This window comes from Caldicoprobacter algeriensis (assembly GCF_023838525.1).
GTDB classification, from domain to species: Bacteria; Bacillota; Clostridia; order Caldicoprobacterales; family Caldicoprobacteraceae; genus Caldicoprobacter; species Caldicoprobacter algeriensis.
Genome location: NZ_JAHUQD010000003.1, coordinates 37,878 through 53,537 on the forward strand (window position 1 = coordinate 37,878; position 15,660 = coordinate 53,537).

7 protein-coding genes are annotated in these 15,660 nt (G+C 42.0%); all 7 read left to right on the top strand.

What is annotated here, in order from left to right; all coding sequences use genetic code 11:
* Window positions 1-24: 24 nt before the first annotated feature.
* The 7 genes from KVG29_RS02505 (at window position 25) to KVG29_RS02535 (ending at window position 15,582) form a co-directional block, all read left to right on the top strand.
* The gene (locus tag KVG29_RS02505) at window positions 25-1,344 is read left to right on the top strand and encodes a glycoside hydrolase family 28 protein (protein WP_252226250.1); all 1,320 of its coding nucleotides are present in this window, start codon (window positions 25-27) and stop codon (window positions 1,342-1,344) included.
* Between the two features lie 887 nt (window positions 1,345-2,231).
* Window positions 2,232-4,352, top strand: a complete 2,121-nt coding sequence (locus tag KVG29_RS02510; protein WP_252226252.1) for a glycoside hydrolase family 65 protein — start codon at window positions 2,232-2,234, stop codon at window positions 4,350-4,352.
* 841 nt (window positions 4,353-5,193) lie between these two features.
* Entirely contained in the window at window positions 5,194-8,217 is a 3,024-nt protein-coding gene (locus KVG29_RS02515; protein WP_252226253.1) for a glycosyl hydrolase, read from the top strand.
* Window positions 8,218-8,499: 282 nt separating this feature from the next.
* Complete coding sequence (locus KVG29_RS02520) at window positions 8,500-9,837, top strand: glycoside hydrolase family 140 protein (RefSeq protein WP_252226254.1); 1,338 nt, start codon at window positions 8,500-8,502, stop codon at window positions 9,835-9,837.
* Between the two features lie 255 nt (window positions 9,838-10,092).
* The gene (locus KVG29_RS02525; protein ID WP_252226255.1) at window positions 10,093-11,769 is read left to right on the top strand and encodes a homocysteine S-methyltransferase family protein; all 1,677 of its coding nucleotides are present in this window, start codon (window positions 10,093-10,095) and stop codon (window positions 11,767-11,769) included.
* Window positions 11,770-11,970: 201 nt separating this feature from the next.
* Window positions 11,971-14,415 carry a hypothetical protein gene (locus KVG29_RS02530; protein ID WP_252226257.1) on the top strand — a complete coding sequence of 815 codons (2,445 nt, stop codon included), beginning with the start codon at window positions 11,971-11,973 and terminating at the stop codon, window positions 14,413-14,415.
* A gap of 24 nt (window positions 14,416-14,439) precedes the next feature.
* Window positions 14,440-15,582: a glycosyltransferase family 4 protein gene (locus tag KVG29_RS02535; RefSeq protein WP_252226258.1), complete on the top strand. Its 1,143-nt coding sequence runs from the start codon at window positions 14,440-14,442 to the stop codon at window positions 15,580-15,582.
* The last annotated feature ends 78 nt before the right edge of the window (window positions 15,583-15,660 follow it).

Sequence of the window (15,660 nt, forward strand, 5' to 3'; positions counted from 1 at the left end):
TGATAATGAGAGGAGGATATGGAAATGGGAATGGCTATATTTACAAATACAGAAAATTGTGTAGAAAAATCTGAACTCTATGAGGTATTTGTAAACGGGAAGGAATTGCATGTTTATAGAACACCGGTATCGCATTTTGTACTTCTGTCAGTAAATGGAGAGATAGAAATTGAGGTTAAAGTTTTAAAGAAATTTGATAACTTTAAAATTAGGCCATTGTCAGCGGGTATTAAAGGATATAGGAAAAATAATACGGTGAGTTTTAAAGTCAATATGCCTCATAAATTAAGTTTTGAAATTGATAATGATTTACCTAATCCGCTTTTTATTTTAATGAATCCAGTTGAAAATATAAAAGATGTAGATATATATAAAGAGGTAATAAGGTTTGAAGGTGGCAAGGTACACGAAATAGGATTATTGGAATTAAAGTCTGGTCAAATGGTTTACATAGAAGAAGGTGCTGTTGTTAAAGGAATAGTAAAAGCAAAGGAAGCTAATAATATAGCAATTATGGGGAGGGGCATACTTGATGCGATAGGTTGTCATAATTTTGATGAAACTGTTCATAATAAAAGGCGACCAAGAACGGTGGAATTGATTGGTTGTAAAAATGTTTTTCTGGAAGGTATAACTGTTATAAACGGGCCTTCTTGGCATATAGTGCCTGTTGGGTGTGAAGATGTGGTTATAAAGAATGTTAATATTATTACATTTACTGGTACTGGGGATGGGATTGACCTGGTTGGATGTAAGAATGTTTTAATAGAAAATTGTTTTATTAGATCTAAGGATGATTGTATAGCAATAAAAGCTATGGAATATGATGGTAATTATGGGACTCAAATAGTAAAAGATATTTGTGTAAAGGACTGTGTATTTTGGAATGCTGAGTGGGGGAATGCTCTTGAAATTGGATATGAAACTAGAACAGAAGAGATTTATAATATTACCTTTAAAAATTGTGACATAATACATTGCGAATTTGAAGGATATCAATCTGGAGCTACACTTTCAATACACAATGGAGATAGGGCATTTATTCATGATGTTTTATATCAAGACATAAGGGTAGAAGATTCTCAAGAAAAATTAATTGATTTAAAGATTTTGGTGGCACAGTATACAAGAGATCAAGAAAGAGGTCATATAAAAAATATTTATTTTAAAGATATTAATGTTGTTGATGGTAGTTTCCCGGTTTCTATAATAAGAGGATTTGATGCCGAACATATGGTAGAAAATGTAATAATTGATAATTTATGTGCATTTGGCAAAAGAATTAGTAATTCGATTGATGGAAAAATGGTTATAGAATTGTCGCGGAATGTAAAATTTATATAGAAAAATGGACGTTTTTACTAAAAAGTATTTCATTTTATAACCCAGTCTTCGCATGTGAAAAATAGGTAAATCAAATTATATTTATCACCAAAGGAGTTTTTCGATTTATGTCGAATATACACTTGCAAAAGGCATTGTGCAGGAGTGAATCAAAAATGAACATAAACGATGTTAAAAACATTATAGCATATAACGCATAAAGCATACCAGTATTGTTCGAGCTATACAGAATTGGAAAAATCGCTGAAACTATTAATGGCATGGTAAATTGGAAACCCAACAACTCCAAAATTTCATCACGATTTTTGATAGAGATTTTAATTATAACAATTCTCCGCGGGAAACGTCTTCTATGGAAGATAGACGAGTTCTGGAGAAAAGAAAAGAAAAACTAGACCTTATGCTTGAGAAAATGGTTTACGATAGAACAATTAAATGATGACGCATTTGAGCGTGCTCTCGATAAACTACAAACAGTAAACCTGAAGGAAATGGTGAGTAACATATGCATCACTATGTTAAAGGCACATGATATACCAATAGAAAGTTTACATTTTGATACTACCTCTGTTTCTGTAGAAGGTGTATTACAGGGTTAAGAAGGTGCTTAGGGGAAAAGAAAAATATTATATCCAACCTAATGGACAAAAGACACAACGGCCATCGGTAAAGACGATACTTGAAGTTTTAGAAACAGTGTTGGTCATAAGTTTCAATGGTAATTTATATTTGCCTAATGACACTTATCTCAAAGCTTGAAGATGCTAGAGTGGACAGGTTTCAGTACGGAGATTTATCCTAAAAAATAAATGTTATTTTTTGACATGCGGAACTTGGGTTTTAAATTTGCAAAGAATTACAAATAGTGTCAAGGAGGTAAAAAAGATATGCGTAAGATTATTGAAAAAGGGAATATAATCCGAACTATGTGGCCAGGAAAGAAGTCCCTTAAAGATGAGAAATATGTAAACCTGTATTTGGGGAACGGTAGATTTGGGGGATGTTTTGATGCTTGGGGTCTAATGAATCGTAAGTACACAAACTGGTGCCAAAATGAAAGAATGGCCAATACTGTATTTATGCATGCGGATCACTATTCCAGGGGTTCTTATGGTTTAGATTACCAGCTTCCTGTAGCCAGGCTGGCATGGTTAAAAAATTGCCCTGAAAATGTTGATAACTATAGACAAGAGTTGAATATATGTGATGGAAGACTTGAGACCAGCTATTTGCTTCCGGGAGTTTATATCAAAATGATTTCTTATTTTAACCCATATAATAGGGATATCTTTGCTATGGAGTTAGAGTATGAAGCGTATCAAAACTGTACTATGCCTGATATCATTCTACTTCCTCAGACAGAGGTCTGGACACAATACGGAAATCACTTTACAGGAGAATTTGAGTGCGTTAAGTTTGATAGACAAAAAAATTACTGGATAGGTAGGATTCGTATAGGTACTGCTGATTCATATATTTGTTTTAAAATACTGTCAACTCAGGGAATGGCTTGTATGAATCAACATACAGATGGAGTATCGGTCAGGTTTGAAGGAAAAAAAGGGTATCACTTACTTCTTATTGGAGTGGCGGGCTCACAAAGGAAGCATGAGCTTTTAAATGCGGTTGAAAATGTAATGGATGTCGAGACTTATTCCAAAGAGAGCATAGAAGCATGGCATAAGCGCTGGGGTAATTCGTGGATTGACATTCCTGCTAATGAATACCAGGCTTTTTGGTGTCGTTCTTTGTACTATATGCTGTGTAGTTATTCTCCCGATGTAATATGTGTAAGTCCACCTCATGGATGGACTGGGAACGGGTGGAATTTCCATTTTCCTCAAGATTTTTCATATATTGTTCCTGCTTTGTTGAGGCTGGGGCATTTGGATATTGTCAAAGCAAAGGTTGAGTTTTACAGAAGCAGGTTGGATGATACAATAAGAAATACAAAGAGAATTTATGGTGCTGAAGGAGCAATGTGGCCTTGGGAATTTCCTATAGGACCAAATTTTGAACTATTTAAAGAGAGCTTTAAAGATAGTAACCCAGAAGAAGTATGTGAATATCAATCCGATGGCAGCATTAGGTATGCAGCACCAAATTGGTATCAATTTGAAATTCATAATTCTGCCTATCCAGCAAGAATGGCTTATGAAACTTCTTTGTATTTAAATGATGATAAATGGACTAGGGAGGTAGCATGGCCAATTATAAAAGAATCTACTAAATTTTACGTTTCTATAATGCATAAAGAAGCCGATGGAACCTGGGGGATACATATAAAACCTTCTATGGGGCAAGATGAAGCGGGGGGACATAATGAAAAGAATTACCTGTGTGCCTTATTCAGTGCAAAGTACTGTTTAAAAAAAGCTTTGGAAATGGCTGATAAACTAGGGTATTACACTGAAGAAACCGTGACATGGAAGCGCATCTTAGATGAAGGACTCGCATTTAAACGATTATTTAGCAAAAAATATCGGATGTATTATACCTGTGAATCTTTAGTTAAATATGAACCTGAAATGAAGCAGAAACACCCCGTTCAATTAAATCCTTTGACTTTTCTGCCGTTAGAAGAACTTGAGCCACAGACGCTGAAGGCTTACCAAGAGAGATATGAGCTTTGTCCGAGTGTTAAAAAGGGTTTTATTCCAGGCTGGACACTGGGGGCATATTGGCTTGCGGCTTCTCATATGAGAGATGGAGAGGCTATGTTATATGAGTTTTCACAAATGCTTCCCAAAAACTATACGGATGAGGATATGATTCAAATATATGAAAGCTCTTGTTTGTACTGGTCCCAGTATTATACGACTACTCATGGTTTATTTCTTCAGGCCTTGAATGATGCTTTGGTTAGTGATTACTGGGGAGAAGTGGAAATAGGTGCAGCCTGTCCAAATCAATGGGAGGAAGTCCGGTTTAATAACCTTTATACTAAAAACGGCAAAGTGTGGTCAGGAGAGAAGGTCAATCATCGCTGGATAGTGGTACAAAAATAAAGGTTTTTATTGAAATCGGGGAATTTTTATATTTCTAAAGTTGAGGTTATAAAAGGGTCAGGCCCGTAATTAGTGATAATTCCTATGCTTGCAAAGTGACATAGTTCACCAGCCTTTATGAGTAAAAAAATTCCAGGAAAATTATATGATAAAATACGACAATGGATTTGGACTGGCAACCACGGGAGAAAAAGAGAAGCAGAACAACATTTTTAAGTTAAATAAGATACTTAGAAACATAAAAGACCGTAGGATCAGAGCTACATTATCTATGAACTGGATGTTATACTTTTTGTGGTAATACTACTAAAAATAAATAGGCTTTAACATCTATGAGAGAGATAACTGAGAAATTAAAATCAAATAAAATAAAAGAGAATGTATAGAGAATATTAAAAAGTTACTATTGCTTCAGAACTGGAAAGTTGATCATGTTGTACCTTTTTAGCTCCTTTTATGATAAAATGTACTTGTAAAGTTTTGGGATGGCTTTACCAAGCTTAAGGAGCTTGTTTCTTTACGTTTTAAAAGTATGGTAAAAGCCATTGTATAAGTTGTTGGTAATCTGAATGAAGTTGCCAATTTCGTAACATGTAAAAACTCCAAACAAAATAGCATTAATAAAAAACGTAATTCTTTTGAAGAAAGAAGGTAAAATGTTAAGCTTTAATATAGAGTTTAGGTGTGAAATTGAAAAGCTGAACCCTGAAATATACGAAAATAAAGCTCTTGGACCTTTGACAGCGTACTTTTCTAAAATTTATTCCTAAAATATGTGAGGTGTGCTCTAAATATTGTAATGGAGTTTTTGATGAGAACGATAAAGAAAGGATGGTAAAGTATGTTTAAATATGATGTTTTCAAGAACTGTTATGACGAATACCGATCTGCTCCATTCTGGGCATGGAATGACAAATTAGAGAGAGAAGAGCTTATTCATCAAATTCATGAAATGCACAAACAGGGTATAGGCGGTTTTTTTATGCATCCCAGAGGTGGATTGGTGGACAAATATCTTGGTGATAGCTTTATGGAAGCTGTCAAAATCTGTGTGGAGGAAGCCAAAAAATTAAATATGAAGGCATGGCTTTATGATGAGGACAGGTTCCCCAGCGGATTTGGCGGAGGTATGGTAGTTAAGAATAATCCTGAATATGCTGCCAGAGCAATACAGATGGTGAAACTGTCATGTGTTAACCTGGAAAAGGATGAAAATGTAGTAAAAGTATATTTATACCGAGGGGAACATGACATCCAAGATGTCACTGAAATGGATGAAATGGAAGTTCGAAAAGCTGGTGGTGATGTGCTGTTATTTAAGATTATAAAACTGCCCAAACAGCCGCAGTTTGATAACCAGCCCTATACAGATCTCTGCAATAAGGAGGCCGTGGATGCCTTTATACGAATAACCCATGAAGCTTATAAAAAAGCGGTAGTCGAATACTTTGGTGGTGTAATACCCGGCATATTTACAGATGAACCCAATTTCAATCCCAGAGAGCAGGGGAGAATTATCAGTCTGCCCTGGACTCCTGGGTTACCAGATGAATTCAAAAGGCAAAAGGGTTATGACATCATGGATTGCCTTCCTAGCTTATTTTTAAATATAGGTAATTTCAGAAAAGTAAGATTTGATTTCTGGGATGTTCTTTCTGGTATGTTTGTGAAAGCTTTTACTAAGAACATATATGACTGGTGTGAAAAAAACGGTATTAAATTTACTGGTCATTTTTGGGAACATGTTTTTCCCAATCCTTTATATACTGGAAGTGTAATGCCTAACTATGAATTTATGCAGATTCCAGGTATAGATATGTTGTTTAATACCAAGGAAGAAAGGGACCAGTTTGGTAATGTGTTTATAGTGAAGGAGGTTTCTAGTGTAGCCAATCAGTTAGGAAAAGAAAGGGTTTTATCTGAGACATATGGAGCATCAGGCTGGGAGCTCAATTTCGCTGATCAAAAAAGGGTGGCTGACTGGCAATTTGCTTTGGGGATCAATCTGATTTGTCAGCATCTTGTATTGTATTCCCTGAAAGGGTTTAGAAAGAGGGACTTTCCTTTATCTTTTATGTATCACCAACCGTGGTGGAATTATTACAAAATACTAGGTGATTATATTGGTAGGTTGTCTTACATAATGTCTCAGGGAGAGTTTGTCGGAGATGTGCTGGTGCTTCATCCTGCAAGTTCCACCTGGGCCGAATTTAATGCCGATGGGAAAAACGACTTACTTGAAGAAATTGGAAATTCCGTAAAGTCTTTAGTAAAAACATTGTGTGAAATCCAGTGTTCTTTTGATCTTGGTGATGATGTGATTATTGAACGCCATGGTAAAGTGGAAGGTGACCGTTTTATAGTAGGTAAGATGGCTTATCGTACAGTTATTGTACCTTCAATGACTGTTATGAGGATTTCAAACTACAAATTACTGAAGGAGTTTGCCGAGAATGGTGGTAATGTTATTGCCACTGGGATAACACCTTCATATTTGGATGGTCAAGAGAGCGAAGAGCTAAAGAAATTCTTTGAAAGTGACCTAGTAATAAAAGTTAATCCTGACAGGTCGTCACTCAGAGAAATATTAAACAAGCTAGGGAATATTGTTGTTTGCATAGATGAAATAAGTGGGAAGGGCGTTCATGATATATATTGCCATGTCAGAAAATATGGCACCATGAAAGCCGTTTTTCTATGTAATATAAATAAAGAAGAGACTTATAATGTGCGTTTTAAGTTAGATGAACCATATTATATAGAGGAGTGGGATCCTGTAACTGGGGATAAAATTATCCTTACACCTTATGTATATAATGAACAAGTTTATGTTGATCTAGAATTTGAACCAGTAGCTTCTCATTTGCTAATTTTAGATACTAATAAAAAGGTACAGCCTCTTATGTCGAAACGGTTGGACATTAAAAAAAATGTAAGATCTTTAAAACTTTTTGATTGGAAAGGCAAAAGGACTGACTATAATGCACTGACTCTCAACAAATGCAGCATATCTCTTGACGATGGAAACACCTGGGAGCCTGAGAACAATGTGCTGATTATAGATGACGCTTTAAAAGACAGGTTAGGTCTTGAAAGAACCCACATCTTTTCTCGTCAACCGTGGATGTATACCAATGAAGAGAAAAATAGAAGGTATTCGCTAAAGGTTAAGTATGTTTTCTATGTAGGGGAAAAGCTTAAAGGTGATGTCTACGCAGCAGTTGAGTCTCCAGAAGTATTCAATGTTTATGTAAACGGGAAAGCCGTCAGGTGTACAGGGAAGACATATAAGGACCGTGTATTTGTAATGTATGACATAAAGGAGGCTATAGTGCCTGGAAGGAATGAGGTTATTCTAAATACCGATCAATATGGGCAGCTTACTGGTCTTGAGAGTATATACATAGTAGGAGACTTTAAGCTACACAAAAGTACCCAAGGTTTTATTCTAGTAAATGAAGATGAATATATATCGCCGGGAGATTGGACCTTGCAGGGATATCCATATTATTCAGGTTCTGTAAAATATTCTGCTGAGTTTGAAATGAACATTGATAGCGATTGTAGCCAAGTTGAACTTGAGCTAGGAGATTTTTGGGGAGTTGTAGCTAGCGTGACGGTCAACGGATGCCAGGTTGCTATACTGGGATGGAAACCTTACAAAGTTGACATAACTAAATATATAAATAACGGTAAAAATAGCATTATTGTAGAAGTTATAAACTCGCTACAAAACCTTCTGGGGCCCCATCATTATTTGCCTGTGGAAGGTGTGGTAACACCGGGATCCTTTTATTGTAAGGAGGATGTGAAATTTGAAAAGAGTGGATTTAATGGAGAAGCTGTTATTAAAGTGTTTAAGTAACGTATGACTATGATTATAGTCCAAACCAAAATATGGTTCTAAAAGCATGAAAAAGATAGAGAGAAGTAAAAGTCTTCAATTTCCAAGGGGTGTAAATTATTAAAAACAGTGGGGAGGTGTTGTAAAAGGTGAAAAAGCCAAGATTGGGCTTATAGGTTTTTGCTTAAAGATAAGATGAAGCAAGATGTTTGTGATGTTTGTAAGAAATTTAATGAAAATTCATAAATACTTGTGGTAAAAAACAATTGAGAAGGAAAGGTGAGTATTATGGAGAATAAAAATATGCAATACTTAAAAATAAGCCAAAACCGCAGGTTTCTAGTAAAGGAGGACGGCACGCCGTTTTTCTGGCTTGCCGATACAGCATGGGAGCTCTTCCACAGGCTCAGCCGTGAAGACGCGGAATATTATCTATCAATCCGTGCGCAGCAAAAGTTTACAGTCATTCAAGCAGTTGCACTATCGGAGTTTGACGGTCTGACTGTGCCGAATGCTTACGGTAGAGTACCTTTATTGAAGAACAGCCGTGGAGAGTATGACCCTACGCTGCCCGATGTTTCGGCGGGGGATAACAGCTATAGTTATTGGGATCATGTGGATTATATAATTGATAAGGCTGCTTCGCTGGGACTATACATAGCGCTACTCCCTACATGGGGCGATAAGTACAATAAAGCCTGGGGCAAAGGGCCGGTCATATTCAACGAAAATAATGCCAGGGTGTATGGGCGCTGGTTAGGTCAGCGTTATAAGGATAAGCCGAATATTGTATGGGTGTTGGGTGGCGATCGCCCGCTGACCACCGCTAAACATTTTGCTGTTATCAGGGCGATGGCAGAGGGGCTCAAAGAAGGGGATGGTGGAAGCCATATAATGACGTTTCATCCAATGGGAGGCTATTCATCCTCGTATCACGTGCATGACGAGGAGTGGCTGGACTTTAATATGATCCAATCCAGCCATGGCGCACTGAATACTCCCAACTATAAAATGGTAAGCGCTGATTACGACTTGATGCCTGTCAAGCCCACATTGGACGGAGAGCCGTGCTATGAGGATCACCCCATAGGTTTCAAACCCGAGAATGGCTACTTTGATGCCGCTGATGTAAGGAAAGCCGCATACTGGGCTGTTTTTGCCGGGGCAGCAGGCCATACCTATGGACACCATTGTGTTTGGTCGATGTGTACCAATCCCGAACCCTATTTTATTATGCACTGGAAACAGGCTATTATGCGGCCCGGGGCAAGACAGATGCAATACTTGAGGGCGCTGATTGAGTCAAGGCCTTTCTTGGAACGCATTCCCGATCAAAGTCTGATTGCTGAAAACTATGAAGGTGCCAATCATTTAAGGGCAACGCGCGGAAATGACTATGTCTTTGTATACAGCCCAAATGGGCTTGAGATAAAAGTTAATATGGGGAAAATATCCGGCAAAAAGGTAAAGGCTTACTGGTACGACCCCAGAGAAGGAAATACTGCTTTTATTGGAGAATATGATAATGAAGGTGTGCATAGCTTTATACCGCCATCGAGCGGGAGAGGAAATGACTGGGTGCTTATACTGGATGATGCCTCCAAGGGCTATCAAGCGCCGGATGTGGAGAGATTGTCTTAAGCAGGCTTCAATTGCGAAATCATAAGTTGAGACGATAGCACATGCATAGAATAAAATGAAAAATAGCTCAGCCAAAAGCATTGAAGTCATCGGGGTGCGTTTGATTCGCATAATACAGCATATTTTTTCTGCTCTATGGTTGCGAAAGCTAGTGGAAAGTAGCTCTCATCCAATAACATGTCTTCAAGGGATAGTTAAGGCGAGTGAAGTAATAAGACGATTAAAACAAATAAAGAGGAAAGGATGAAATTGCTTATGGATTTTAGAACCGAACTAAAGCGCCGTTTGATTGTGTTTGATGGTGCTATGGGGACTATGATACAACGGTATGGGCTAAAACCCGGGCAGCCCCCTGAAACCTTTAATATCCTCCACCCTGAAATTATTGAAGAGATCCACAGGCAATACATAGAGGCGGGTGCCGATGTCATAACCACCAACACCTTTGGTGCCAACGAGCTCAAGCTTAAAGGCATAGGGTATACGGTGGAGCAGGTGATAACCCAGGCTGCGGCTTTGGCACGGCGCGCTGCAGGAAGCAGATGGGTGGCCCTGGATATGGGGCCTATAGGTCAGCTCATGGAGCCCATGGGGTCGCTATCCTTTGAGCAGGCTTATGAACTATATGCCAGGCAGGTCAAGGCAGGAGTACAGGCGGGGGTTGACCTCATTTTGATTGAGACCCTCGGTGACCTGTATGAGGCCAAAGCAGCTGTTCTGGCTGCTAAGGAGAACAGCTCTTTGCCTGTCATATGCACGCTGACGTTTGATCAAAGCGGGAGGACGCTTACAGGCGCTGACCCGTTAACTGCCGTGGTGGTGCTTGAGGGCCTAGGGGTTGATGCCCTGGGAGTGAACTGCTCATTGGGGCCGGAAGGGCTGTTGCCCATCGTCAAGGAGTTCCTCTCCTATTCAAGCATTCCGGTTTTGGTACAGCCCAATGCGGGACTCCCACAGATGGTGGATGGACGAGCGGTTTATCCCTTGACTCCTGAAGTTTTTCAGCGACACATCCTGACAATGGTACAGATGGGGGTAAGGCTGGTGGGAGGATGCTGTGGAACCACTCCCGATTTCATAAGGGCTATAAGGCAGGCGGTGGATGGCTTGACACCTGCAGCGGTGCCAGCAAAGAAGTTTACGGCCGTGGCTTCGGGTTCAAAGGCCGTCATTCTCGATCAGGGCGTTAAGCTCATCGGCGGCAGGATAAATGCGAGGTTCAATGAAAGCATTGCTAGGGCAATACAAAGCAACAACATGGGAGATGTAGTGTCAGAAGCCATCGCCCAGAGAAGCCAGGGAGCTGATATGTTGGCGATTGATGTGGCCATCCCAGAAATAGATGAGAAGGAAGCAATGCTCAACCTGGTACGCGAGATTCAGGCTGTTGTCAATCTTCCACTGGAGTTGAACAGCATAAGTGCCGACGTTTTGGAGGCTGCTATGAGGCTGTACAACGGTAAGCCGCTGGTGCGGGGGGTAAGCGCTGAGCAGGCCGTCATGGATTCGGTATTTCCAGCTGTTGCAAAGTACGGCGCCTGCGTTGTGGGATATACTAGAGATGAGAAGGGTACTCCAGTTGATGCCAAGGGTAGGTTGAAGATGGCCGAGAGGATTGTGCGCACCGCCGAGTCCTATGGCGTACCGAAAGAGAATGTGATCGTCGATTGTACGGTGGCAGACGTGGTTGCCCGTCCTTCGGAAGCCATGGAGATGCTGAAAGCTATTGAGCTGATTAAGAAAGAGCTGAGGCTTGTTACGACGATGGACATAAAGGGTGTGTGCAGTGTATGGCCTGGCAATGACAGCATCGGGAGCACCTATCTTGCCATGGCGTTGGCCTACGGTCTTGATGCTCCGGTAGTAGACCCGGGAGATGCCCGCACTGTGGAAATCGTTAAGGCGTTCCGTCTTCTGAGCGGACAACGGTAGGATTGAGCATACAGCAGTAGAATTGAACGGACTTAAGTTGTTAACTTTACACTAAAATTGAAATCAAGGTTAAAAAGGAAAAGCGGCTGCTGGTAACAATTTTGCAGCCGCTTTTTTCTATGCGGGAATGCAGGATAAGCGTGTTACCACCAGGTATGACAGGGATATTTTGGGGAAAAATCAAAGATGAGGTGAGGTGCGTTGAAAAAGACGCTTTTTTTACTCATGGCGTTCAGCGTTTTATCATGTTTTGTAGCCTTGAACTCTGGAATTACAGCGCTGGCTAATACCGTAGTATCAATCTGTCAGCTTGGGGCAGATGACGGATCTACTACTAAACCTATGGATGAACAGGCTGAGGAAAATACAGGAACGGCCAGCATTTCAATTGCGGATACTTCAAGTGCAGGTAGTATGTTTCCACCAAGTACCTGTAAGTATGCCGGATTGTTGCCCCAATTAAGTGGCAAGGTTGTGCAGAGCACCGCCTTGCCTGAGGCAGAGAAAGGCAAGGTAGTTCTGGTGGCTCTGGATCGCATAGGATGGAAGGACATAAAAGAGGCTTCGACGCCCAACATAGACAGATTGATGGAGATTGGAGCAATTGGGCTTATGACTACCAACACGGCAGGAAGCCGCTCATGCAACAACCTGTATGTCACCATGGGGGCAGGCGCCAGGATTACCGGCTCCTCTAATTCCCCTCTGGCTTTTTCGGCCGATGATGTATATCAGGGGCAAAAAGTTGCCCACCTCTATTATCAAATAACCGGTCGCAGGTTAGAGGCCGGTTCAATAGCCAGTATAGGAATTGCTGCTGTGTATCGCAACAATGCGAGCAGGCCCTATCCCGTTAAAGTGGGGGCATTGGGTACTGCGCTGGCGCAAAACGGATACAAGGTGGCCGTCATTGGAAACAGCGACACTCCCGAGAAGCAACAGCGGTATCTGGCATCCATGATGATGGATGACAAGGGCGTCGTTCCGCTGGGAGATGTGGGGGAATGGCTCAACGTAAAGGACGGTACCCGGCCTTTTGGGATAAGAGTGGATTTCGGCAGGATGGCTCAGGCGGTTGAAAGGATATGGGATGAGGCCGATGTCATAGCCGTTGAATGGGGTGATACCTACAGGGCAGAAGCCTACAGGCATATGGTGATGGATGATATGCTGGAGGAACACAGGCGTAAGGCGCTGGAGGATGGGGATGCCTTTATAGGATGGCTGATGGAGCGGCTTGATATGAACAGGGACCTTATTATAGTCTTTACAGCTTTGGGTCCGCTGCGTGATTTGCAGGTCAACAACCGCTTAACGCCCGTGATTATGGCAGGCAAAGGCGTGCGCAAGGGATGGCTGACCTCTGCTTCCACCCATCGAATGGGCGTAGTAACCAATCTGGATGTGGGGGTCACTGTACTCGATTTCTTTGGCATACCGCCTCTCCCCGAACAAGGCGGTGCCCCCATGAGGAGCGTCTATAACGATAGCGGCCTGGATGGCATTATGGCCTTTAATCAAAGATTGGTAGAGATTTTCAATCGACGCCCGTTCTTAATACGGGGTTTTGTGTTTTGCATCATAGCGGTAGTCGCAGGTTCTCTTGTGGTGCTGTTCTTTACGAAAAAATACCTGAAATTGATCAAGTTCTGCCTGCTGTTTGTAATGCTGGTACCCTTTACCTACCTCATTCTGCCCCTTGTGCATCAATCTTCTATGGTAGTGGCTGCTTTGATGGCGACGGCTTTTACCTTATTGCTTGCGGCTGGCATTTGGAAGCTTATTCCCAGCATGTTGGACAAGATTATGACGATATGCCTTATGATGACAGGGGCATTGCTGCTTGACCAGTGGACCGGTGCAAGGCTCATACAGGGGTCTCCGCTGGGATACGATGTGATAAGCGGGGCGCGGTTTTACGGAATAGGCAACGAATACATGGGTGCGCTGGTAGGAGCTGCATGCATAGGTACTGCGGCGGCTGTGGAGCGGTTGAGGCTGCAACGCGGCATAATCCTGGGCGGAGCAGCCGTGTTGCTGACCGTGATTCTGGCCGTGCTTGCATTGCCATGGTGGGGCACCAATGTGGGTGGGGCCATAACGGCATTTGTGGCGTTTGGAGTGTTTATCATGCTGATGGCAGGATTGAGGATTACATGGAAACGAATAGCAGTGCTTAGTGTGGCTTTGGTGATTGCGATTGTGGGGCTGTTTATTTTAGATAGCTTTAGGGCGGTTGAAAGCCAGTCGCATATAGGGCAGACGGTGAAGCTGATCAGGGAAAACGGCGTGCAGGAGCTGTTCAATATAGCTTATAGGAAGATATCCATCAACATCCGCCTCTTTAGATATACCATATGGACGCGGGTGTTTTTATCCTCACTGCTTTCCATGGTCATATTGTTTTATCGGCCCAAAGGGATTTTCAAGGACGTAAAGGAGCGGTATCCGTCACTGTATTACGGCTTTATCAGCGGAGTGGTGGGAAGCGCTGTAGCGTTTGCGGTCAACGATTCGGGCATAGTGGCTGCTGCCACCTGCATGATATATGTGGGTCTGTCGTTTATATTTGTAATTGCACAGCAAGTAGAGGATATTGAGGGGTCAAAGGGTATATATCGTGAGATGCAGTTAAAGAGAAGCTGAAGTATAGGCAAGAGGGGGTACGGCATGAGTTTCAATAGAAGGATTAGGGTTTTAGAACTTATACGAACGGCTTCGGGAGGCATGAGGCAACACTATGTTTCCCTGACAAAGGGATTGAAAGGTGCGGGATTTGATGTGTTGGCAGCGTGCAGCTTTGACAAAACCACAATGGAAGAGCTGCGAGATGAGGGTATAGAAGTTTATCCATTTCATCTCCCGGGAGAGGTACAGCCGCATCTGGACGCGATGAAAGCGGTGAAAATTGCGCACATCATAATGAAGCAAGGCGTGGATGTGCTGCACTGCCACGGATTTAAGGCTGGGGTGGTGGGCAGGGTCGGGGCGATTTTGGCCGGGTGCTCTAAAGTTTATACCGTTCACAACTTCGTGTTGCCCTTATCTCATAGGCTCAAGCGTGTAATGCTGTCCAAGACGGAAAAAGTCCTGGCAAAACGTACAGAAGGCATCATTGCTGTATCCCATGCGCTCAAGCTTGAACTGGAACGGGAGTGCGGCATCCCCGGCGACAAGGTCAGCGTTATATATAACGGCATATCATTGCCCCATGCTGGCAAGGGTGAGGATGTAAGATGGCGTCTCGGGATAGGGCTTGATGCAATCGTGATAGGAAGTGTGGCCAGGCTGATACCATCCAAGGGTATTCAACACCTCCTGGATGCCATCCCGCTGGTAAAGAGCTGCTGTGGAGATATTCGCTTTATGATAGTGGGAGATGGCCCGTATGAGGGGGCGCTTAAGATGAGAGCCAAGGACCTTGGCGTTGAAGGTGATGTCATATTCACGGGATACGTAACTACGGTATGGGATTATTTAGATGCCATGGATGTTTTCGTACTGCCCACCTTGTCCGAAGGTCTGGGCGTTTCCGTACTCGAAGCTATGGCCATGGGTAAACCCGTTGTAGCTTCGAATGTTGGCGGAATACCTGAGATAATTGAGCACGGGCAAAACGGGTATTTGGTACCGCCGGGAGATGCAGCAGCTTTGGCATCTGCCATAATTTATTTAATTAAGAATGCTCATCTGCGGAATACTTTTGGCCAGAAAGGGCGTGAGCGTGTGATGACGCACTTCTCGGCTGAAAGGATGGTTCAAACTACGGCCCAGTTGCTGGAAAGGTGTGCACGCGTGAAAACTCATGATTAAAACCTCTTGAAGTTTTGAAACATTAGAGGATATAATAACTTTGAAAGCTTGGCATCGAAGTAAATTTCAGGATAAAAG